Consider the following 23,241-nt stretch of genomic DNA (forward strand, 5'->3'; position numbering starts at 1 on the left):
ATGGACAACCTGACGGCACGGGTCGGCTGGATCAACCACGCCGACACCGCCACCCTGACCGCCCTCCACCCCGGACCGGACACGCTGGGTGTGGAGCGGCTGCAAATCAAGCACGTGGCCCGCTATCACGAGCAGGCCGGTCCCGAACTGGCGGTTCGCGCCGATCTGCACGCCGGCAAGCCGGTGGACGCGGTGGTGCTGCCTCTGGTCAACGCCGGGCCGGCGGCCACCCTGCGGGTGCGCGCGGCCGCGACGGCGGCCGAACTGGCGACGGCCCCGCTCTACACTTATGCCGGGCCGGGGCATGTCGACGACGCGCACAACTACGCCATCCATCTGCTGCCGGCGACGGTCACCGCGCGGGTGTGGGAGGTGGCCGTCACCGATCCGGACCGGGAGGTTTCGCGCGCCGGCCGGCTGGTCCTGGCGCCGCTGCACCGCTTCGCCTTCAATTTCAAGGCGAACTGGGGCGTGCGCTGGGAAGACCTGTCGGAGGAGCGTGACGGCGCCGGCGGCCAGATGTACTCCCGCGCCGGGCCACGGCGCCGCGTTCTGAGCGCGGAATTCGGCGAGATGACCCGCCGGGAGCGCGACGAGGTCGCGCTTGAGATCGAGCGGCTGGCGGGCAAGACCGGCGACATCCTGATGGTGGCGCGGCCCAACGCCCCGAACCTTGCGCACTACACGGTGTGGGGAAAGCCGGTGGACACCGGCGGCGTCAACGAAAGCCGCCTCGGCATCTTCACCAAAACCTTCCAGATCAAAGAACGGCGGTTCTGATGGCCTTCGTCTATCCTGACCGCGCCTCGGAGGTCACCACCTCGACCGGTGACCAGGGCGACATCATTCTTCAGGGGCCGGAACCGTCCTTCTGGTCCTTCATCAGCCGAATGGCCGTCGGCGACGAGACCACGGTGTGCCGGGAGGACGGCCTCACTTCGGAGCTGGTCCGGGTGCGGCTGGTGGCGCCGGACCGGCTGCGCTATCTGGCGGTCTACGGTTCATCCAACGGGGGCGCCCGTGTCGTCTGGCCGGCGGGGCAGCAGCGGGTCTACGCCACGCAGCTCGGCCGCTACGCCCTGCTGCCGCCCGACGCCGGACATGCCGGGCAGCCCGTGGTGGTGCAGCCGGACGGGACGTACGGCGCCGGATCACTCGACATTCCGGTTCCGACCGGCCTGGCTCTGGGCACGCTGCTCGATGTCGCCTCGGCTGGCGGGCGTCCGGACGGCGTGGCGTTGATCCGGCTGGTGGTGACCTGGGAAAGCGTCTCCGGCCTGGATTACGAGCTGGAGATTCGCGACGGCCTGACCACCGGCTGGCCGGGCACAGCGTCGAATCCCGCCCTCATCCCGGCAGGGGGCGGGCGCTGCGTTGTCAACTTGGTCGGCGGCTACACCTACGGCGTGCGGCTGCGCGCCCGCACTGTCGGCGGTGTGTCCAGCTGGACGCTGGAAAAGACCATCGCCGCGACGGGCGACGACGTGCCGCCGGGGCCGCCCACGGACATGGTGGTGACCGAGGTCTACGGTGGCGCGGTGTTCACGTTCACGCCCCCCGCAGACGCCGACACTCTGGAGGTCCGTTTCTACGCGGCGCCCGCCGACGATAAGACCGCCGCCGTGCTGGTCGGGGCGGGGCAGCGCCGGGTGACGCTGACCGGCCTGCCGGCGGGGGCCACCCGTTGGGTCTGGGCCGTGTCCGTGGACACCAGCGGCAATGAGGGCGAGTGGATTGCCCTTGGCCCGGTGACCGCGCTGCGCATTGAGCCGGGGGACCTCGCCGCGGAGTTGGGCGAGCGCATTGAGCGGCTGTCCGATCTGGACCCGGCGAGCCTGGATCTCGTGGAGGAGGCTGCCCTGGAGGCGGTGCTGGCGGCGCACGAGGTCCGCCTGGGGGCGCAGCGGCGGCTCGCCCAGGCGATGACCGGCGTGGACGCCACGATTGACGGGGTGCGCGACCGGCTGGCGGGCGTGGAGACGGGTCTTCAGCAGGAGGTCACCATCCTCACCGACGAGACGGCGGCGCTGACCCGGAGCCTGACCGCCCTCGGGGCCGTCGTGGAGGACAACACCGCCGCCATCCAGGCCGAGCAGACGGCGCGTGCCGACGCGGATGAGGCCCTAGCCGAAAGCGTGACCCTGGTCGCCGCCCAGGCGGGCAACGCCCTGGCCGCTGTGCAGGCCGAGGCGACGACGCGGGCCGACGCTGACAGCGCGCTTGGGCAGCGCATCGACGCGGTGGTTGCCGACACCGCGGACAACGCCGCTGCGATTCTGGCGGAGCAGACGGCCCGCACCAACGCCGACGGCGCCCTGGCGAACACGCTGACATCGGTGTCCGCCCAGGCGACCCGAACCCGGACGTTCCGGCAAGCCACGGCCCCCGCCGCCCCTCAGGCTGGCGACCTGTGGTACGACACCGCCAGCAACAACGCCCCCAAGCGTTGGTCCGGGACGGGCTGGGAGTCCACCGAGGACCCGCGCATCGCGGCGACCGCCGCCGCGGTGGTCGCTGAACAGACGGCCCGTGCGGACGGCGATTCCGCCCTGGCGAGCAGCATCAGCATCGTGTCGGCGCAAGCGTCACGGTCCCGAACGTTCCGGCAGAGCGCCGCGCCCGCCGCGCCGCAGGCCGGCGATGTCTGGTACGATACGGCCAACGGCAACGCGGCCAAGCGCTACAACGGCACCGCGTGGGAGTTGGTGGACGACGCGCGGCTGGCCGCCAACGCCGCGGCCATCACCAGCGAGGCGACCGCGCGGGCGGGCGCGGATGCGTCCTTGGCCTCGCAGATCACCACGGTGTCCGCCCAGGCGACCCGAACCCGGACGTTCCGGCAGGCCACGGCGCCCGGCGGCCCGCAGACCGGGGACATCTGGTACGACACGTCTTCGAACAACGCGCCGAAACGCTACACTGGGACCGTGTGGGAAAACGTTGAGGACCCGCGCACGGCGAGCAACACCGCCGCCATCCAGGCCGAGCAGACGGCGCGTGCCGATGGTGACGCGGCGCTGACGACGCAGGTTAACACGGCGATCAGCAAGGCCGACCGGGTGCGCACCTTCCGGCAGGCCTCCGCCCCCGCCTCGCCCCAGACCGGCGACGTCTGGTACGACACAGCGAACAACAGCGTTCCAAAGCGCTGGTCGGGAACCGCATGGGAGAGCGCGGAAGATCCCCGCATCGGGCAGAACGTCGCCGCCATCCAGACGGAGGCGACGACCCGTGCCAACGAGGATGAGGCGCTGTCCCAGCACATCACGAAGCTGTTCGCCCGGTTCTCCGGCGGGACCAACCTCGTGCAGCGCCTCAACCGCTGGACAAGCGCCTTCCCCCTTACGGAGGACGCCACATTTGCGAGCCGGTACCGGGTGCGGGTCTCAGGCAACGCCCAGAGCACCGTCTCCCCGGTCCTCACCGAGCTGAAACCGGACACCGACTATGTCCTGTCCTTCAAGGCCCGACTGGTGGCAGGCGCCTCAAGCGAGCTGCACGCCGACCTGAACCCGGACACCCTCCCCGAGACAGCATTCGCCGTCACGTCCTCGGAGTGGACGACCTTCAGCACCGTGTGGAAGTCGTCCCTGGCGGCGATCAAGAACTGCCGGCTGCGCTTCTTCCAGTACAACCTCGCGGGCGCCCAGGTGGACGTGACCGACGTCCAGCTTGAGGAGGGCAACACCCCCTCCGCTTGGTCGCTGGCTCCGGGCGAGATGGTGGCGATGGTGCAGCAGGAGGCGGACGCGCGGGCGTCTGCCCTTGGGAGCATGTCCACCCGCATCGACACCGTGCAAACCCTCGCCGATGGCAACTACGCCGCGATCCAAGAGCAAGCCTTGAGCATCGACGGTCTGTCGGCGCAGTACACCGTCAAGGTGGACGTCAATGGGTACGTCTCAGGTTTCGGCCTTGCCACGACCGCCAAGGACGGCGTGCCCACCAGCACCTTCACTGTCCTGGCCGAAAAGTTCGAAATCACGGCGCCGGGTGGCTCGAAGATCAGCCCATTCGTTGTTCAGAACGGCACGGTCTATCTGCGCTCTGTGGTTATCGGAACGGGCTGGATCGGTGACACCCACATCGGCCCAAACGGCATCGACGCCAAGCACCTGAAGGCCAGCAGCGTGCTAACCGACTCCATCAGGATCGGCAGCGCCAGCGGGTCCACGCTGTCCACCGTTGCCAGCAACGCCGCCACCGGCGCCCAGGACCCGGCAGGGCGGATCAACGCCGGCAGCACGAGCATCAACCCCGGCAAGATCCTGGTGAATGGCAGCAACACACTGACCACGGTCGGCGGCTGGTTTTACGAGGACACCACCGAGATCAACGGCGGGGCCATCGCCGCCGGGACGGTCACCGCCCGCGAAGTGAAGGCCGGGGCGCTCACCGTGGACAAGTTCGCCGTGTTTTCGACGGGCAATCTGTTGACGAACAGCGACCTCAGTGCCCAGTGGGAATGCTGGGACCGCAACACCTACAACAGTGATGCCGGACAGTCTATCATCCGCGTTTATAATCAGGATGGCTGGCATCCACAGGGCGGGCACTCCCTTGCGGTGTTCCAGAACAACGGCTATCCCTCAGGCTTCTACGACCTGAACTACTCGCATCCTGCGTCCAATTGGCTGGGTATCCCGACGGTCCCCGGTCAATTCTATGAATTCACGGTCTATGTTAGCGCCCACCGCTGCCTCGTGCAGATTTATATATCATGGCTCGATGCAGGCGGTAATGAGATTGCCTACGCCTTGCCCGATGCCCCCGGCAACGATGGCAGCGTCTCCAACACCCCCGGTGACGGATTGCAGCTAGGCACTTGGAAGCGCCTCCGGGTCAAAGGAGCGGCTCCCGCAAATGCCCGCATGATGCGCCCAAAAATTCGTAAGTATGCCACGCTGGTTGCGCCAGGGCATGTGGATAGCTGGTTGTTCTTCGCCCTGCCGTTTCTGGGAGAATGCGCCCCAAACGCTACGGTGGCGCAGCCCTGGCAGCCGGGGGGCGTGACCCGGATCACCGGAGGCCAGCTTGCCACGGACAGCATCATCATCCGCAATTCTGCGCAGCTGGGCGACACCACGGTCACCTCGCTGAAGATTGGGGTCAATCAGGTGACGGTCCCGGCGGCCGAGTACGTGCCCAGCATCACCGAGCTGTGGACCGGGGGATGGACCGAGTGTGTCGCGACGTCCCTCGAATGCTATGGGCGTCCCGTCATTGTCAACTGCTCGGCCATGCAGGCCATCTCTGGGGCTACCGCCTATAGCGAGGCCAGCCACCCGCTGTTTGTCTTCTTGATCCAGCGAGGTTCAATTGTCCCCGGTGGCGGCGGGTGGAACTGGGTTGACCTGCTCCCCGAACTGGGCGGAACGGCAGCGTCGGGAGACGTCACCGGCGGCCTGTGGAATGCCGGCATGAGTCAGCCCTGGAATTACACCATTGTCGACCGCGAGCCGCTGGACGGTCCAGCCCGGAACGACGGGACAACCGTGTGGCGCGCGTATCGTTTCCTCGCGAAAAAGCACAAGGACGTTGACGGTCGCGTGGCCTCAATCGCGTACCGCTCAATCTCTGTCATGGAGGCACGTCGGTGAACACCAACGCACTGAACGTTGAGAGTTCCGTCGCAACCGATAGTCAGGTCTACACCCAGTGGGACAGGACGACCGGGCGCATCATCAGCGTCGGACTGGGCCAGTTCCATGAGGGTTTGCCACCCCTTTATGCCGACGCACGCAAAATGTGGGGCGTCCAGCTTGATCCGCTGACCCAGTGGATTGACCCCCTGACCGAGGAGGTGCGGCCCCGGCCTGTCATGCAGCTGTCGGTGGACAAGACGATGATCGTATCCGACGGCGCCGACATCGCAACCATCACTGGCATACCCTCGGGCACTGTCCTGAGGGTCTCGTGCGCGGGGTTTGTGGTGGACGACGGGATGCTGGAGTTCTCCTCGCCCCACCCCGGCACCCATACCCTGCGTTTCGATGCATTCCCCTACCAAGACACCGAGGTGCTGATCCATGCGGCTTAACCTTGTGATAGCCGACTGGAGCGGGATCACCGCCGAGGCCGGTCGGCGGCTGTCGGACACCGACCGGTACATGCAGCCCGATTTCCCGCTGACCGAAACCTGCCGGCAGGCCCTGACCGCCTACCGGCAGGCGCTGCGCGACCTCAACTACACCTTCACCAACCCGGCGGAGGTCGTGTTTCCCCCGCAACCCACGATCGAAAAGGTGAAAGCATGAGCTGGTACAAAGTCGGCCGCGTGGCGGTCACCAACGGGTCCACGACCGTGCTCGGCTCCAACACGCGCTGGTCCGGCAAGCTGAAGGCCGGTGACGTCTTTACCCTGGACGGTGGGCGCCTTTACGAGATCGTGTCGTTCGAAGACGACCGGCTGACCCTGGCCACCCCCTTCGCCGGGACTTCCGGCGGGGCTTTGCCGTACGGGATCATTCAGAACTTCACGGCGTCGATCACCGCCGATCTGGCGGCCCGCACCAGCAACATGATCCAGCTCTACGAGGCGGCGGTCGCCGCTCCGCAGGAGGCGCTTTCATCGTCCCAGGCGGCCCGCCACAGCGAAGAGGCCGCGGCGGAGCATGCCGAGGCGGCGGCGGCCTCGGCGGCTCAGGCCACTGTGAACGTTCAGCAGGCGGTTCAGGTCGAAACCACCCGCGCCCAGGCGGCGGAGCAGGCGCTGGCCGCCCAGAAGGCGGACAAGGCGGCGCTTGGCTCGGCGGCGGCCAGGAACGCCCCGGCCGGCGGCAACGCGGCATCGGGCGAGGTGGTGCTGGGCAGCGACAGCCGCCTCTCCGACGCCCGGACCCCGACGGCGCACAGCGTGACCGCGCACAGCGACTGGCCGGCGGCAGTGAGCGTGACGGAGTTGGGTTGCCTCGACGGCGTGACCGGGCCGATCCAGGCCCAGATCAACGGCAAAGCCGCAGTCGGCACGACGGCGGGCTCGGCCGCGGGCACGGCCTCCGCCGGCACGGCGGCCACGGCGGCCCGGTCGGATCACGTCCATCCAATGCAGACCAGCGTGTCGGGCAACGCCGGCACGGCGACCAAGCTGGCCAGCGCGGTGACCATCAACAACGTCCCCTTCGACGGCAGTGCCGGCATCACGATCAACGCGGTGGACAGCACGGCGCGGATCGCGACCAGTGAGAAGGGCGCCGCCAACGGCGTGACGCCCCTCGGCGGCGACGGGAAGGTGCCGGCGTCCTATTTGCCGTCCTATGTGGACGACGTGCTGGAATTCTCAGCCACCGGCAACTTCCCGGCTTCCGGCGAGACCGGCAAGATCTATGTCGCCACCGGCACCAACAAGACGTATCGCTGGTCCGGATCGGGCTACGTCGAGATATCGGCCTCGCCCGGCTCCACCGACGCGGTGCCGGAAGGATCGGCCAACCTCTACTTCACGACGGCCCGCGCCGCCGCTGCGGCTCCGGTGAAGACCGTGGCGGGCAAGAGCGGCGATGTCACCCTGAGCAAAGCCGACGTCGGCCTGGGCAGCGTGGACAACACCGCCGACAGCACCAAGGCGGTGGCGTCGGCTGGCAAACTGACCGCCGCGCGCACGATCAGCCTGAGCGGGGGTGTCACCGGCTCGGTGACCACCGACTTGTCCGGGGCCGTCAGCATCAACGCGACGGTCACCCAGGATACCAGCAACCGGTTCGTGACCGACGCCGAGAAGGCGACTTGGAACGGCAAGGCGACGGTGGGCAGCGTAACCCCCTCGGCCCCCGGCACGGTGGCCGTTGGCACCTCGGGGCAGGCCGCCCGCGCGGACCACGTCCACCCCGCCCAGACGTCCGTCTCTGGCAATGCCGGCACCGCCACCAAGCTCGCCACCGCCCGGACCATCTCCCTGAGTGGGGGCGTCACGGGGTCGGTGACCTTCGATGGCTCCGCCAACGTTGCCATCGCCGCAACGGTCGATCCATCCAAGCACACCCATGAGCTGCCCTTCGACGTGCTTATGGAGGGAGGGCTCGGCATTGAAGTCGATCGCTATTGGTTGGGATACTCCACCGAAGCCTTTACCCCCGAGGACCTCAGGACGCTGGTCGGCGCCATAAACCCCTATGATGCCGGATGCCGGATAAATCAACTGGGGCTCACGGGCCTGATCCCGGTCCTCGTCGATATGCAGGTAGGGATCGGCAAGCTCGACAACCTCCAGACCTCCGACACCACCAGCCTCGTCAATGCGGTCAACGAGCTGAAGGCGATGCTGTCCGGAGGGGGTGGGGGCGGAGGGATCCCTCCGGGCACCATGATGATGTATGCGGGTCCCTTCGTCCCGGAAGGCTGGCTGGAGTGCGATGGGTCGGAGGTGTCGCGGGACGACTATCCCGACCTGCTCGGAGCCATCTACGAGGAATGGGGGGCCGGCGATGGGTCCACCACATTCAAGCTGCCGGACATGCGGGGCCTCTTCGCAATCGGCGCTGGGCAGCGCCCCCAGGACGGCTACGGGATCGATTGGCGGCAGTATGGCCACGTCAGCACGGGGGACTATACGACCCAGACCACCTGGACGAACACCATGATCCCATTCCCCGTCGAGGACAGCAGTGTGACCGCCATCGGCATGAAGTACATCATCAAGACCTGACCGCCGCGACCCCCCGTCCGTCTGATGCCCGGCCGCCCTTGAGGCGGCTTTTTTCATGCCCGCAGGACCCGCCATGACCGCTCGCACCGCCTTCGACCTTCCCGCTGGCACCGTGGCGGCCACCATTCCCCTTTGGGCCGCCGACCTGACGCTCGGCCTCCAGCTCGCCACCGCCGCGCTGGGGCTGATGCTGGTGCTGGTCCGCCTCGCCCTGGCGCTCGGCGACGTCGCCAAGCGCCCGCCGGTGTGGTGGACGCGCCTGCGGGCGCGGCTCCGCCCGCGCCGGAACGATACCCGCCCCGAACCATTACAGGAGTGACCATGACCGCCACCCTTCGGGCGGCCCCCCCGCCCACCGCCCTCGATCTGGCCCGCCACTTCGAGGGACTGTCCCGAACCGCATACCGCTGCCCGGCCGGCGTGTGGACCATCGGTTACGGCCACACCCAGGCCGTGACCGCGGGCGACGCCATAACCACCGATCAGGCGGAGCGTCTGCTCGCCAGCGACTTGGCCGAGGCGGCCGCGGTCGTGGACGGCGCCGTGACCGTGCCCCTGACCGACGGACAGCGGGCCGCGCTGATCGATTTCGTCTTCAACGTCGGGTCGGGCCGGGCCAGGAAGGGCAAGGATTCCGGAAAGGACGGCTTCGTCCGTCTGCGCAGCGGAAAGCCCTCCACCCTGCTGCGCAAGCTGAACGCCGGTGACAGTGCCGGGGCCGCCGCCGAGTTCGGCGCATGGGTGTATGGCGGCGGCCGGGTGCTGCCCGGCCTGGTGCGGCGTCGGCGCGCCGAGGAACTGCTGTTCCGTGGGGCGGACTGGCGCCGCGCACTCGACGACGGTCCGATGGCGCAGACGGTCGAGCCGACCACGCCCTCCGTCCCAACCGCCGCCGTCCGCGCCGCCGCCGGGACGCTGGCGATCGGCGGCTCGCTCGGCGTGGTGGCGGAGGTGCTGGCGCCGGTGCTGCAGGTGACTCAGCAGGTGCAGGACCTCGCCGAGCAGGCGCAGGGGGTGGCGGCCCAGGCGCAGGGCGTGACCACCCAGATCCACGGCCTCGCCCGGCTGCTCGGGTGGGCGCCGTCGCCGGCGGTCGCGGTCCTGGCCACCGGTCTGGTGGTCACGCTGGCGCTGCTGTGGCGGGCGCGCCGGACCCGGGGCTGACCGCAAGGACGGCTCTCGGATGCCCTCATGGCAAGGCATGGGGCGAGTCCCGTCTTCGTGCCTTCGTCGCCGATCACGCAACCGTTGAGCGGCGTACCACGCCGCTCAATGGGTTTTTTTAAAGCTGGCGGCACAATTCAGTGGAGAAAGCGGGTCGATCCCAGGATAGCATCTGTCCTCTGCTCGGAGCCTCTGCATGATGCCAACCTCCCTTGACGATCCGTCCGCCCTGGTTCGGGGCCGTTGCCCCCGCCGGGCCTTCGTCGCCGTTCGCGGCCGCGACGCCGTCCCCTCCGGCAGCCGGACCGCCGCGTTCGCGCCGCAAGCCCTGCCGCATTTCCACGGTCCCTGATCCAGCGATACCATGCCTCCCTCCCCCCCCGCCGGCGTGATCGTCAACCCCATCGCCGATGTAATCCGGTTCCAAAGCGCCGGCCACCCCGATGCGGCGGAGGCGCTGCTGCGCAATATGCTGTCCATCGACGGTTCCAACGAGGAGGCGTGGCTCCGGCTCGGTGGCATCGCGCTCGGGGACGGACGGAACCGTCTCGCCGCACGTTGCTTTGCCCGCGTCATGCTGTTCGCGCCGGACCGCGCACAGGCCATGCACAATCTCGCCGAAGCCCTGCGCATGACCGGGCGGAAGGCGCAGGCGACCATTGCCTTCACGCGGGCGCTGCGGCTGCGCCCGGCCTATCCCAAGGCGTTGGCCGCCTTCGGGCTGATGATGAAGGACACGGGGAACGGGCGCGCGGCACGGCATCTGGCCGCACGCGCCCTGATCCTCGACCCGGCCTTCGCCGCCGGATGGCGCAATCTGGCCACGATGCTCCAGCCGATGAACCAGCCGGACACGGTGGCTCGCCTGCTCCGCCGGGCGGTGCTGTCCACTCCGGACAGCCCCAGCCTCCGGGCCGCTTACGGCGTCGCCCTGTGCGAGGTGAAGGAAACCCGCCGCGCCCTGGACGCGCTGCGCCAAGCCGTCGCGCTGGCCCCGGGCCTTGCCCAGACGATGAACCATCTGGCCTTCGGCCTGATGCACGACGGCAATCTGGAAGGGGCCTTGCGGACCACGGGGCGCGGCCGCCGCATCAACCCCATGGCGGCGGAAGCGGACGCCCAGGATTCCCTGACCTGGATGATGAAGGGAGAATTCGCGCGCGGCGCCGCCGCCATCCGGCGCGCCCTGATCCTCGACCCGGGCAGCTCCGGCATCCTGGTCAACCTCGCCCTGCTCCTGCACGCCAGGAACGAGGGCAAGGAGAGCATCCGCTGGAACAAGCGTGCCCTGCGCCTGGACCCGGACAGCACCGTGGCCCGTTTCAACCTGTCGATGACCTTGTTGCAGCGCGGCGATTTCGCCCGCGGCTGGGCGCTGTACGAGGCGCGCTGGTCGATGTGGGGCGCCGGCTACCCGCGCCATGCTCCGGCCTGGGACGGTGGCCCTCTGAACGGGCGGAGCATCCTGCTGACCGCCGAGCAGGGGCATGGCGACACCCTGCATTTCGCCCGCTACGCCACCCTGCTGGCGGAGCGCGGCGGGCGTGTGTTCCTGCACGTGCAGCCTTTGCTGAAGCGGTTGCTCGCCAACACCCCCGGCGTCACGGCGGTTCACGGAATGGATGAGGAGCCGCCGGCCTGCGATCTGTGCGCGCCGCTGCTCAGCCTTCCCCGGCTGGTCGGGACCCGGCTGGACAGCATTCCCGACGCCATGCCCTATCTGCGCGCCAGCGAGGGCGACCGTCCGTCCTGGCGGGAACGTCTGGCCGGGGAGCGGCGGCTGAAGGTCGGCCTCGTCTGGGCGGGCGAGCCGCGCAAGGGGGATCTCAAGGCCAACTCCGTCGACCGTCGGCGCAGCCTGACGCTGGACGCTCTCGCGCCCCTGGCCGCCATTCCGAACATCGCCTTCTACAGCCTGCAGATCGGGGAGGCGGGCGCCCAGGCCAAGGCGCCGCCCCCGGGGATGGAGGTCATCGACTGGACCGGCCACATCCGCGACTTCGCCGACACCGCGGCCTTCATCGACGAGCTGGACCTCGTGGTGACGGTCGACACCTCGGTCTGCCATCTGGCGGGCGGGCTGGGCAAACCGGTCTGGGTGCTGTCGCGATTCGACGCCTGCTGGCGCTGGCTGGGCCACCGGGAGGACAGCCCCTGGTACCCGACCATGCGTCTCTTCTACCAGGAGGAACCGGGAGCCTGGGACGCCCCGATCGCGCGGCTGGCCACCGCGCTGGCCAAGCTGGTCTCCGGCGGCGATGGTCCCGGACCGGCCGCCCGGCGGACGACGGACCGGGCGCCCGATCCGGCGGGGGCGTTTCGGGGCGATCCCCTCGGGGCGGGTTTGCAGGCGGCGGTCGCCGCCCACCGCTCCGGACGCCTGACGGAAGCCGCAGCCGGCTACCGCCGGGCGTTGACCGCCGACCCGGCGAGGGGGGACGCGCTGCATCTCCTCGGGTTGACGAATCTGGTCGGTGGGGACCAGGCCGCGGCGGAGCGCTGGATCGACCGTGGCGTGTCCGTCGAGCCGGGTCGCGCCACGTTCCGCAACTCGTTGGGCGAGTGCCGCCGCTCCGCCGACCGTCTGGAGGCCGCCGTCCTGTGCTTCCGGCAGGCCGTGGCGCTCGACCCCGCCTATGCCGAGCCGTGGGTCAACCTCGCCAAGCTGTCGGTGGCCGCCGGCCGGCCGGGCGATGGTGACCGACAGGCCCGGCGCGCGGTGCACCTGTCGCCCCTGTTGCCGGATGCTTGGCGCACGCTTGGCCATGCGGCGCTGGAGCGGGGTGAAGCCGGCCTGGCCGAGCGGGCTGGACGCCGGGGGCTGGCGCTTCTCCCCACCGACGGGGAGGCGCTGGGCCACGCCGCGCGATTGGCCGGGCAGCGCGGCGACCGGGAACTGGCCGAACGGCTGCTCGGGCGCGTCCTCCGTCTCGACCCGGAAGCGGCTCACGCGTGGCGCGAGCGGGCCGATCTGACGCTGAAGAGCGGCGCGCACGCCAAAGCCCTGCCAATGCTGCAACGGGCGCTCGCGCTTGCACCCGATTTTCCGGAGGCGCTCAACAACCTCGGCGGTGCACTGCTCGGCCTGCGGCGCCAGGAGGAGGCGGGACGCCACTACCGCCGGGCCATCCAGCTCCGTCCGGGCTATCCCGACCCCTGGAACAACGCCGGCAGCGCCTTGCAGGAGCGGGGTGACACGGCCCTGGCACTGGACCATTACCGGCGTGCGGTGGCGCTATCCCCGGCGCATCCTGTGGCCTATGCCAACATGGGCGAAACCATCCGCTCCTCGGCGGCCGGGATGCCGGATTTCCGGGTGGCGGAGGCGCTGTGCCGTCGCGCCCTGACCTTGGTGCCGGGCCATGGCGCCGCCCTGAACGCACTCTCGGTGCTGTGCCTGGACCTGCGGCGCCTGGAGGAGGCGGAGGCCGGGTTCCGCACGCTCATCGAGCGGAACCCGGAGAGCGCCCAGGCCGGTTTCAACCTGTCCTTGGTCTTGCTGACCAGCGGCCGGTTGCGGGAAGGGTGGGAGCATTACGAGGAGCGCTGGCGGATCGGCGAGATCCCCGTTCCCAAGGCGCCGGGCCGGCTGTGGATGGGCGAGCCTCTGGAGGGCCGGAGCATCCTGCTGCACGCCGAACAGGGCCATGGCGACACGCTGCAATTCGTGCGCTACGCCCCGCTGGTGGCGGAGCGGGGCGGCCGGGTCCATCTGGCCGTCCACAGTGGTCTGCGGCGCCTGATGGAGCGCATTCCCGGACTGGAGGGCGTGTACGACCTGTACGGCAGGCTGCCGGCGACGGACTTCCATTGCCCGCTGCTCAGCCTGCCGCGGGCCTTTGGAACGGAACTCGGCAGCATCCCCGCGGCGGTCCCCTACCTGTCCGTCGATCCGGCGGAGGTGGAGCGGTGGCGGGGGCGCCTGCCCGCGGACGGGCGGCTCAAGGTCGGCCTCGTCTGGTCCGGCGACCCGCGCCCGCACAGCCCCAAGGCCAACGCGGTCGACCGGCGGCGCAGCCTGACGCTGGCCGCTCTGGCCCCGCTGGCCGCCGCCGGGGATGCGCTGTTCGTCAGCCTGCAGAAGGGAAGTCCCGCGGCCCAGGTCAAGGAGCCGCCCCTCGGCATGGCGCTGATCGACCCGATGGACGCGGTGACGGATTTCGCGGACACGGCGGCGCTGATGCGCTGCCTGGACCTGATCGTCACCGTGGACACGTCGGTGGCGCATCTGGCGGGCGGGCTGGGCCTGCCGGTCTGGGTGCTGTCACGCCACTCCGGCTGCTGGCGTTGGCTCACCCAGCGGACGGACAGCCCCTGGTACCCGACGCTCCGGCTGTTCCACCAGCCCAGCCCCGGCGATTGGGAGCCCGCCGTCGCCCAACTGGCGGAAGCGCTGGCGGAGCGGGTGCGCTCCCACGCGGCCCATCCGGCGTGACCGGGGAGGGCCGTCGCGCGATCCGGTTCAGCGGAACCGTCCGCCGCCGTCCATGTCCACCACCGAGCCCGACAGGTAGGCGACGCGCGGCGAGCTGAGGAGCGTGACGAGGGAGGCGATCTCCGACGGCTCGGCGAGGCGTCCGAAGGGAAGATCGCCCAGGGCTTCGGCCCAGCGTTCCTCGTCGTCGAAGCGCGTCTTGGCGCGCTTGCGGTAGACCGCCGCGACCCGGTCGGTGCGCGTCGCCGAAGGATTCACCCCGAAGACGCGGACGTTCCAGTCGGTGCTGCGGGCGCCCACCGCCTGGGTGAAGGCGATCAGGGCGGCGTTGCCCGCCGATCCGCAGGCGTAGTCCCAGCGCGGCGTCATGCCCATCATGCCGATGACGTTGACGATGGTCCCGCCGCCGCGCTGGCGCATCGCCTCGACGAAGAGCTTCGTCATGTGGATGTAGCCGAAGACTTTCAGCTGCCACGCCGCTTCCCATTCGGCCATGCCGAGGTCGAGGACGCTGCCGCCGGGGATCGCCCCGGCGTTGTTGACCAGCACGTCGATGCCGGGAAGCGCCGCGGCGAGGCGTTCGCGGGCCGCCCCGTCGGCAAGGTCGGCGGCCATCGTCTCGACCGCCACGCCGTGACGCGCGCGGATGCCCGCCGCCGCCGTCTCCAGCGCTGCCGCGTCGCGGGCGACCAGGACGGGCAGGGCGCCCTCGGCGGCGAAGGCCTCGGCGCAGGCGAGCCCGATCCCCTTGGAGCCCCCGGTGACGAGGACCCGTTTGCCGGACAGGTTCAAATCCATCGCTCAGCCCCCCGCTTGTTCCGCTGCCGGCTCGGCCGCCGCGTACCAGTCGGCGATCTGCGGGCCGGTGGCGAAGGCGACGTGCGGCGAGGCCTGCAACAGGTCCAGCATGGCTTCCAGCTCGTGCAGCCGGTGCGGCACCGCGATCAGATGCGGGTGCAGGCCGATGGCCAGAACGCGCGGGTTCTCCGCGCATTCCCGCTCGAACAGCCGCAGCGTGTGGCCGAGCCGGCTCAGCATCTCGCCCGTCGCGTGCTTCTCGATGGCGTAGACGATGGAGTCGTTGATTTCCAGGTTGTAGGGCATGGCGAGCAGCGGGCCGTGCGCGGTGCGCATCCAGCTCGGCAGGTCGTCCACCACCCAGTCGAACACATGGTCGACGCCCTGGCGGCGCAGCAGGTCGGGCGTCTGCACCGTCTCGCGCAGGCCGGGGCTCAGCCAGCCGCGCGGGCGCTTGCCGGTGAAGCGCTGGATGCGGTCCAGCGCCGCCTCGATCAGCGCCTCCTCGCCGTCGCCGGCGTGGTTGATCGCCTTCTGGTGCATGCCGTGGCCGATGAACTCCCAGCCGGCGGCGAGCATGGCCTCGGCGGCCTGCGGGTAGGCGTCGATGACGCCGGCGTTGAGGCTGGTCGAGGCCGGCACGCCGCGGTCGCGAAACAGCTTCAAAATGCGCGGCAGGCCGCTGCGCATGCCGTAATCGGCCCAGCTGAAGTTCGGCACGTCCGGCACCGTCTCCCGCCCGTGGGGCGGGGTGATGATGGTGCGCGGCATCGCCTCGTCGAAGCGCCAGTTCTCCACGTTGACGACCAGATGGGCGATGATCCGCCGCCCCTGGAAGTCCGGCAGCGACGGCCGCGCGTCGGACAGGCGGTAGCTGATCCGGGGGTTGGTCATGCGTGTTCCTTCTGCGCTTCGCGCATCTCGGCCATGATGGCGGCCTTGTGCCGGATGAAGGCCGGGTCGGTCAACTGGTCCACCGAGCGGGGCCGCGGCAGGTCCACCGTGATCTCGCGGGTGATCCGCCCCGGCCGGGCCGACATGATGCAGATCCGGTCGGCGAGCAGGATCGCCTCGTCGATGTCGTGCGTGACGAACAGCACCGTGGTGCCGAGCGACTGCCAGACGTCGAGCAGCAACTGCTGCATGCTCATGCGCGTCTGGGCGTCGAGCGCGCCGAACGGCTCGTCCATCAGAAGCGCCTTCGGGTCCATGACCAGGGCGCGGGCGATGCCGACGCGCTGGCGCATGCCGCCGGAGAGCTGCGAGGGCAGGGAGTCGGCGAAGCGTTCCAGCCCGACGATGCGGAGCAGTTCGCGGATCTTCGGCTCGTACTCGGCGCGCGGCCGCTTCTGGACGCTCGGCCCGAAGGCGATGTTCTGCTCCACCGTCAACCAGGGCAGCAGGGCCGCCTCCTGGAAGACGACAGCGCGCTCCGGGCCGGGGCTGTCGACCGTGCCGCCGTTGAAGGTCAGCGCGCCGGAGGTCATGTCCTCGAAGCCGGCGATGAGGTTGAGCAGGGTGGACTTGCCGCAGCCCGAGGGGCCGAGCAGGGCCACGAACTCGCCCTCGCCGATGTCGAGATTGACGCGGTCGAGCGCGACGACCGGCTCCTTGCCGGGGTAGGTCTTCACGACCTCGCGGAAACGAATGGTGCCCATGTGTGTCTCCGTCCTTTAAAGCGGATCGTGATCCGCTTTGGACCGCGACGGCGGTCCCGGCCGCCTGTGCGGCCGAAGCCCGCCGGCGAATGAGGCGATATAAGTGCGAGGCGAACCGGTGTTCGCCTCAGCGCGAGGCGGATTGCAGCCGGCGCCAGCGCAGGGCCCAGTGCTCGACGGTGACGATCAGGCGGTCGCTCAGCAGGCCCATGGCCCCGATCGACAGCATGTCGGCGATGACCACGTCCATGCGGCCGACGTAATAGGCGTCCCACAGCACGTAGCCGAGCCCCGACTTGACCGCGACCATCTCGGAGACGATCACCGCCGTCCAGGCGATGCCCAGACCGATGCGCAGCCCCGTGAAGATGGCGGGCAGCGCCGCCGGCAGGACCACGCGCCGCAGCACGTCGAACCGGCTGGCCCCCATCATCTCGGCCGCCCTGATCCAGTTGCGGTCGACGTCGCGGGCGCCGTGCGTCGCGTTCACCACGATCGGGTAGAAGCCGCCGAGAGCGATCAGGAAGATTGCGCCCATGTCCTGGATGCCGAACACGGCGATGGAGAAGGGCAGCCACGCGGTGATGGGGATGGGGCGCAGAAGCTGGATCGTCGGGTCCACGGTGCCGGACACGGCCCGGCTCCAGCCGATCATGACCCCCGCCGGGATGCCGATGGCCATGGCGAGCACGAAGCCCTGGGCGACCCGCATCGACGAGAACAGCACGTTGCTCAGCCACGTGCCGCTGTAGGGGTTGAGGCCCATGCCCTGCGGGCCGAAGGCCCAGACGACCCAGGCGTCCCACACCCGGTCGGGCGTCGGCAGCACCCCGCCGGCCAGCGAGCCGCCCGATCCGGCGAGCTGCCACGCCGCGATCACCAGCACGGGCAGCAGCGCTGCGCGCATCGCCGCCCCGGTGCGGCCCGCCGGGAACAGGCCCCGGCTCTTTACCTTCGGAGCCGCCGGCACGGGGGCCGCGTCCAGAGCTCTTGCGGGCGCGTCATTCATCACTCCAGTCCTCCGCCATTCTTGTCGGCCGCCACGCTGTCGGAAGGCCGCCCGCCGAACCGGGCGGCGGCTTGCCGTGTCACTGAGCCTTCTCGACGAAGGAGGCGTCCCAGTACTTCTCGATGTCGCCCGACACGTCCTTCGGGATGACGCCCAGCTCGTTGAAGGCCTTGGCCTGACGCTTGATCTGGTCGACCGTGGTGACGGAGCCAAGCTCGATCACCTTGGAGGCCTCGGCGGCGAGCTTGGTGTCGAGGCCGGTCAGCGACGCGTAGGCCTTGGTGAACTCGTCCGGCGAGGCGGCGAGCTTCTTCTGCGCCTGCAGATAGGCCCAGACGAACCGCTCCATGGCGGGGCGCTTCTCGGCCATCGACTTGCGGTTGGCGGCCAGCATGCCGAGCTCGGCGCCGACCGACTTGGACTGGCTGTATTCGAGGTTCTTGGCGAAGAAGCCGTAGCCTTCCATCACGGGGATGGATTCGAACGGCTCCCAGGTGACGATGGCGTCGACCTCGCCGCGCTGCAGGGCCTGGTCGAAGTTGGCGCCGCCGCCCTGGATGTTCACGGCCTGGAAGCTGTTGTAGGGGATGTTCTTCTCGGTCAGGGTCGCGGCGAACTGGAACCACACCGCCGAGCCGGGGGCGATGGCGACCTTCTTGCCTTTCAGGTCGTCCCAGCTGTCGAGCTTCACGCCCTTGCGGCCGATCACGTATTTCGGGGAGCTGCCGACGCCCATGACGCCGACCATGTCGGTGGCGCCTTGGGCCAGCGAGATCGCGAGGTCGGCCGGTCCGACCGTCGCCATGTCGAGGGAGCCGGCGAGCAGCGCGGTGCGCGCGTCGGCGTAGCGGGCGAACTCGACCGTCTTCAACTCGACACCGAGCTTCTTGAGGTCGTCGGTGATCATCACCACCGGGGCGAGATGGCCCACCTTCTGATAACCCACCGTCAGCTCGACCGGCTTCGGCAGGGGAGCGGGTTCCGCCGCGCGCGCGGCGGGTGACAATGCCAGACATCCGGCGATGACCGCGCCGATGGTGTTGAGACCCAGATGCTTCCAGTTCATGACTTGTCTCCCTGTTTATGGTTCGCCGCCCCGTGGGGCCGATCCTCCGCTCTACTCTCCCTTGAAACCGGGTTCTCTTTTTTGCGCGAAGGCGGCACGCCCCTCCGCGTAGTCGGCGCTGGCGAAGCAGCGGGCGACCAGCGCGTCCACCGCTTCGGCGTCGGCCGGACCGTCGGTCCGCAGCGCTTCCAGCATGGCCCGTTTCGCCGCGCGCAGCGTCAGCGGCGCGTTTCCGGCGATCAGGCCAAGGTAGTTCTCCACGGCGCCGTCGAAGGCGGACGCGGCGGCCACGCGCTGGACGATGCCGAGGCTCGCCGCCTCGTCCGCCGTCACGATGCGCGCGCTGAACAGCAGGTCGGCGGCGGCGGCTGCGCCCATCCGCTGCACGACGAGGCGCACCAGGGGGAAGCCGTAGCCGAGCCCGAGCCGGGCGCCCGGCATGCGGAAGCGCGCGCCGTCGTCGCTGAGCCGCAGGTCGCAGCACAGGGCCAGTTCCAGCCCGCCGCCGAAGCAGATGCCGCGGATGGCGGCGACCGTCGGCACCGGGGCTCCGAGAAGCGCCTCGGTCGCGGCGGAGACCGCCTCCTCGTAGGCGGCGGCCTGGGCGGCGTCGGCGCGGACGGTCCCGAACTCGGAAATGTCGGCCCCGGCGGAGAAGGCGCGCTCCCCGGCGCCACGAACCAGCAGGACGCGGACCGCGGGATCGGCCACGGCACGGCCGATGCGCTCGGGCAGGGAGCGCCACATCTCCAGCGTCATCGCGTTCAGCCGCCGGGGCTGGTCGAGCGTCAGGCGGGCGATTCCGCCGGACACGTCGAGCCCCACCACACCTCCAACAGCGCCCGGTTCCTGATCGCTCATCAGACGATTCCCTGCGCCTTGAGAGCGGCGACGTCCGCCGGGGACAGGCCGATGGCGCCCAGCACCTCCGCCGTGTGCTCGCCCGCGTCGGGGGCGGGCCGCTCGATGCGGGCGGGCGTGCGCGACAGGCCGACCGGCTGGCCGACGAGGCGCATGGCGCCGCGCGCGGGATGCTCGCAGGGCACGGCGATGCCGAGATGCCCGACCTGCGGGTCGGCGAAGACCTCGTCCATGCGGTAGATCGGCCCCGCCGGAACCCCTTCCTCCTCCAGCCGCGCCAGCCAGTCCGCGGTCTTGCGGGTGCGGAACACCTCCTCCAGCAGCGGTTTGAGCGTCGGGCGGTTGCGGAAGCGCTGCTCCTGCGTGGCGAACTCGGGGGCGTCGGCGAGGTCCTCGCGCTCGATGGCCCGGCAGAAGGACCGCCACTGCCCGTCGCCGCCGACGCCGATGTTCAGGTGGCCATCAGCCGTCGCCATCACGCCCATGGGGGTCGAATAAGGGTGGTCGTTGCCCGCCGGCTGCGGAACCTCGCCCTCCACCAGATAGCGCGCCGCCTGGAAATCCATCAGGGCGATCTGGGATTCGAGAAGGGAGGTCTGGACCCACTGCCCCTCGCCGGAGCGGTCGCGTTCCGACAGAGCGACCAGGATGCCGATGGCCGCATACAGGCCGGAGGCGCTGTCGGCGACCGCGATGCCCGCCCGGACCGGTCCCTGTCCGGGAAGCCCGGTCACGCTCATCAGGCCGCCCATGCCCTGGGCGATCTGGTCGAAGCCGGCGCGCTCGCGGTAGGGGCCGGTCTGGCCGTAGCCGGAGATGGAGGCCAGGATGATCCGCGGATTCACCGCCCGCAGCGCGTCGTAGCCGATGCCGAGGCGGTCCTTGACGTCGGGCCGGTAGTTCTCCACCACCACATCGGCCGTGCGCACCAGCTCCAGGAACAGGTCGCGGCCCTGCGGGGTGCGGAGGTTGAGCGACAGCGACCGCTTGTTGCGGTGCAGGTTCAGCATGTCATAGCCGTGGCGGGGGCCGCTCATCCCCTCGTTGCGGTCGACGCCCGGCGGCGCCTCGACCTTGATGACGTCCGCCCCGAAGTCGGCGAGCACGCGGCAGCAGGTCGGGCCGGCGCGCACGCGCGTGAGATCCAGGACTCGGATGTGCTCAAGAGCTTTTGCGGGTTCGGATCGGGTCATGAGCCACGCTGTGCAAGAGGGCTGGGAAAATCGGTGATGTCGCTGGGCCGCCGCCGGTGCCAGCCGGTCCGCGCCTGCAGCGCCGCGGCGAGGGCCAGCAGCGCGCCGTCCGTCCCCGGACGGCCGACGATCTGGAGCGCCACCGGCATCCCGCGTTCGTCGAAGCCGGCCGGGACGGCGACCGCCGGCAGTCCGAGGGCGTTCACGAAACGGGTGTAGGCGCTGAGCCGGTAGAGCGTCGCCGCGTGGAAGTCCGGGGAGGCGGGATCGGCCACGGCGACCGGCGGCGTGCGGATCGGCATGACCGGCAGCAGGAGGGCGCCGGCCTCGCCGAACAGGCTGTCGAGGATAGGCGCCGTGGCGCCGGACAGCGCCGCCTTCGCCGCCACGAGGCGGTCCGGCGTGATGTCCCGGCCCTTGGCGAGCCGCCGGGCGAGGGTCGGGTCCCGCGCGGCGAGGGCGAGCCCCCCATGCTGGGCCGCTGCCTCGGCCTGGAGAATGAGAAAGAGGGGGTCGGACAGTGCGTCGATGGCGGGCAGGCCCTGCCGCTGCTCCAACGAGACGCCGCAGGCGGCGATGGCTTCCACGGCCTCGCGGCAGGCCGCCTGGATCGGCGCTTCGGACGCCTCGACCGCGTCGGACAGGAGGGCGACGCGGGCCGGCGGTTCGGATGGGAACGCCATATCCGTCGCCAGGACGGGCGCCAGGAGTTGGATGTCGCGCGCGCTGCGGGCGAGAAGTCCGATGGTGTCGAGGCTGGGGGCCAGCGTCATCGCCCCGGCGACCGGCACCGCGCCGTAGGTCGGCTTCCAGGCGGTGACTCCGCAGGCCTGCGCCGGAATGCGCAACGACCCGGCGGTGTCCGATCCCAGCGCGGCGAACACCGCGCCGGCCGCCACCGCGACCGCCGACCCGGAGGAGGAGCCGCCGGGGACGATGTCGCGGTTCCAGGGGTTGAGCGCCTTTCCCACGCCGGACGGCTCGTAGGCCAGAGCCGTCATGGTGGTGAAGCCGATCCGCCGCGCTCCAGCCCCGTCGAGCCGTTCCAGCACCGCCGCCGCCCGCTCCGGCACCGGGGCGTCGCCATCCGCCGCGCCGGGAAGACCGCAGCCGGGGGAGCGCCCGACGCTGTCGAACATGTCCTTGGCGGCGTAGGGCAGGCCGGCCAGCGGGCCGGTGGCGTCCGCTTCGGCGGTGCCAAGCGCGACGAAGCAGCCGAAGCGGGCCTGAACCTCCGGCGCCCAGGCCGTGCAGGCTGCGACGGCGTTCAGGCGGGCCGCCGGTGGGAGCCCGCTCCAATCCGCGAAACCGGCATCGGCCCCGCAGGGGTCGTCAGGAACATCGGGGTTCTGGATGGTCCAGGACATTCGGCCCACTCCCTCATCGCCGGACCTGATGATGAGGGTCTGCACAGTTGCCTAGAAGAACAATTGCGACACACCTGATTTCGAATTTCTCGAAATCATGGCTTTGACACGGCCTGCTCCCGCAGGAAATCCAGGAGCCGCTGGCTCGGCGCATCCAGAGCGTCCGGTGAGCGAACGCAAATCTCGAAGCTGCGTTCCGCCCAGTCCTCGTCGAGGGCGACCAGTTCCACGCCCAGCGCGGTCGAGAGGGGCTGGACGGCGCGCTTCGGCAGAACGCCGACGCCCAGCCCGAGGCTGATCATCTGGCACATCACCTCGAAACTGCGGACCTGGACGCGCACCTTGATGAAGCGGCCCTCCGCCCGTGCCCGCTCGGCGAGCAGGCCGTGCACGGCGGTCCCGCCCTCCAGCGCCACATGCTCCTCGTCCAGAAGCTCGGCGAAGCGCAGGCTGGGCCGCTCGGCCAGCCGGTGCCCGCGCGGCAGCGCCACCCACAGCCGGTCCTTGGCGTAGGGGTAGCGGACCAGCCCCTCCGTTCCCCGGCCGCCGACGATGACCCCGATGTCGGCCTTCTTGCGGTAGAGCGCGTCCAGCGTGTCGGCGCTGGGGCGTTCCTCCAACTCCAGCTTGATGCCGGGATTCTCGGCGGCGAAGCGCGAGAGGTCGGCGGCGAGGCATTCCACCAGCGCCGAGGAGGAGGCGTAGACCCGGACATGGCCGCGCACGCCGGACCGGTATTCGGCGAGCATCGCCTCCAACTGCGCCCCCAGATAGACCATGTCGTGGGCGTAGCGCAGCACGAGCAGGCCGGCCGGGGTCGGCTCGATGCCATGCGGGCGCCGCTTCAGCAGCGGCATCCCGGCGTCGTGCTCCAGCAGCCGGATGCGCCGGCTGGCCGCGGACACCGCGAGATTCAAAGCCTCGCTGGCGCGGCTCAGGCTTTTCAGCTCACAGGCTTTCACGAACAGCCGAAGCGTCGCCAAGTCATGGTGAAGCACGGTCCACACACCCCATCCGCAATTCACCGGCCATCCGCAATCCGCCGG

At 70.1% G+C, this 23,241-nt stretch carries 17 protein-coding genes; 8 read left to right on the forward strand and 9 right to left on the reverse strand.

Going from position 1 to position 23,241, the window contains the following annotated elements; translation table 11 throughout:
* The 8 genes from H1Q64_RS23090 (at position 1) to H1Q64_RS23125 (ending at position 14,243) form a co-directional block, all read left to right on the forward strand.
* Entirely contained in the window at positions 1–780 is a 780-nt protein-coding gene (locus H1Q64_RS23090) for a hypothetical protein (protein WP_237906910.1), read from the forward strand.
* The gene (locus H1Q64_RS23095; protein WP_237906911.1) at positions 780–5,600 is read left to right on the forward strand and encodes a phage tail tip fiber protein; all 4,821 of its coding nucleotides are present in this window, start codon (positions 780–782) and stop codon (positions 5,598–5,600) included. The genes H1Q64_RS23090 and H1Q64_RS23095 overlap by 1 nt, the downstream gene beginning before the upstream one ends.
* On the forward strand, positions 5,597–6,040 hold the full coding sequence (locus H1Q64_RS23100; protein WP_237906912.1) for a hypothetical protein: 444 nt from the start codon (positions 5,597–5,599) through the stop codon (positions 6,038–6,040). Before H1Q64_RS23095 ends, H1Q64_RS23100 begins: the two co-directional genes overlap by 4 nt.
* Entirely contained in the window at positions 6,030–6,257 is a 228-nt protein-coding gene (locus tag H1Q64_RS23105) for a tail fiber assembly protein (RefSeq protein ID WP_237906913.1), read from the forward strand. The genes H1Q64_RS23100 and H1Q64_RS23105 overlap by 11 nt, the downstream gene beginning before the upstream one ends.
* A complete protein-coding gene (locus tag H1Q64_RS33885; RefSeq protein ID WP_269145429.1) occupies positions 6,254–8,644 on the forward strand; it encodes a tail fiber protein in 2,391 nt (796 codons plus the stop codon). The genes H1Q64_RS23105 and H1Q64_RS33885 overlap by 4 nt, the downstream gene beginning before the upstream one ends.
* A 73-nt stretch (positions 8,645–8,717) precedes the next feature.
* Entirely contained in the window at positions 8,718–8,963 is a 246-nt protein-coding gene (locus tag H1Q64_RS23115) for a hypothetical protein (RefSeq protein ID WP_237906914.1), read from the forward strand.
* 2 nt (positions 8,964–8,965) lie between these two features.
* Positions 8,966–9,808: a lysozyme gene (locus tag H1Q64_RS34000; RefSeq protein ID WP_330874604.1), complete on the forward strand. Its 843-nt coding sequence runs from the start codon at positions 8,966–8,968 to the stop codon at positions 9,806–9,808.
* A gap of 364 nt (positions 9,809–10,172) precedes the next feature.
* Positions 10,173–14,243 (forward strand): tetratricopeptide repeat protein, encoded by a 4,071-nt coding sequence (locus tag H1Q64_RS23125; RefSeq protein ID WP_237906915.1) that lies wholly within the window; start codon positions 10,173–10,175, stop codon positions 14,241–14,243.
* A gap of 27 nt (positions 14,244–14,270) precedes the next feature.
* Here the strand turns inward: H1Q64_RS23125 and H1Q64_RS23130 are convergent, their stop codons facing one another.
* The 9 genes from H1Q64_RS23130 to H1Q64_RS23170 all read right to left on the reverse strand — a co-directional run bounded on the left by H1Q64_RS23130 (position 14,271) and on the right by H1Q64_RS23170 (position 23,193).
* Positions 14,271–15,041, reverse strand: coding sequence for a short-chain dehydrogenase/reductase (locus tag H1Q64_RS23130; RefSeq protein WP_237906916.1), 771 nt, complete (start codon positions 15,039–15,041; stop codon positions 14,271–14,273).
* Between the two features lie 3 nt (positions 15,042–15,044).
* Entirely contained in the window at positions 15,045–15,935 is an 891-nt protein-coding gene (locus tag H1Q64_RS23135) for a polysaccharide deacetylase family protein (protein ID WP_237906917.1), read from the reverse strand.
* Positions 15,932–16,699, reverse strand: coding sequence for an ABC transporter ATP-binding protein (locus H1Q64_RS23140; RefSeq protein WP_200486404.1), 768 nt, complete (start codon positions 16,697–16,699; stop codon positions 15,932–15,934). The genes H1Q64_RS23135 and H1Q64_RS23140 overlap by 4 nt, the downstream gene beginning before the upstream one ends.
* Positions 16,700–16,826: 127 nt before the next feature.
* Positions 16,827–17,708: an ABC transporter permease gene (locus H1Q64_RS23145; RefSeq protein WP_035681614.1), complete on the reverse strand. Its 882-nt coding sequence runs from the start codon at positions 17,706–17,708 to the stop codon at positions 16,827–16,829.
* Positions 17,709–17,787: 79 nt separating this feature from the next.
* Positions 17,788–18,774 (reverse strand): ABC transporter substrate-binding protein, encoded by a 987-nt coding sequence (locus H1Q64_RS23150; protein ID WP_051658660.1) that lies wholly within the window; start codon positions 18,772–18,774, stop codon positions 17,788–17,790.
* Positions 18,775–18,825: 51 nt separating this feature from the next.
* Positions 18,826–19,635 carry an enoyl-CoA hydratase gene (locus tag H1Q64_RS23155; RefSeq protein WP_237906918.1) on the reverse strand — a complete coding sequence of 270 codons (810 nt, stop codon included), beginning with the start codon at positions 19,633–19,635 and terminating at the stop codon, positions 18,826–18,828.
* Positions 19,635–20,828 (reverse strand): CaiB/BaiF CoA transferase family protein, encoded by a 1,194-nt coding sequence (locus H1Q64_RS23160; RefSeq protein ID WP_103041278.1) that lies wholly within the window; start codon positions 20,826–20,828, stop codon positions 19,635–19,637. Before H1Q64_RS23160 ends, H1Q64_RS23155 begins: the two co-directional genes overlap by 1 nt.
* Complete coding sequence (locus tag H1Q64_RS23165) at positions 20,825–22,195, reverse strand: amidase (protein ID WP_237906919.1); 1,371 nt, start codon at positions 22,193–22,195, stop codon at positions 20,825–20,827. The genes H1Q64_RS23160 and H1Q64_RS23165 overlap by 4 nt, the downstream gene beginning before the upstream one ends.
* Positions 22,196–22,290: 95 nt before the next feature.
* A complete protein-coding gene (locus H1Q64_RS23170) occupies positions 22,291–23,193 on the reverse strand; it encodes a LysR family transcriptional regulator (RefSeq protein ID WP_237906920.1) in 903 nt (300 codons plus the stop codon).
* Positions 23,194–23,241 lie beyond the last annotated feature (48 nt).

Source organism: Azospirillum brasilense, from assembly GCF_022023855.1.
GTDB lineage: Bacteria > Pseudomonadota > Alphaproteobacteria > Azospirillales > Azospirillaceae > Azospirillum > Azospirillum brasilense_F.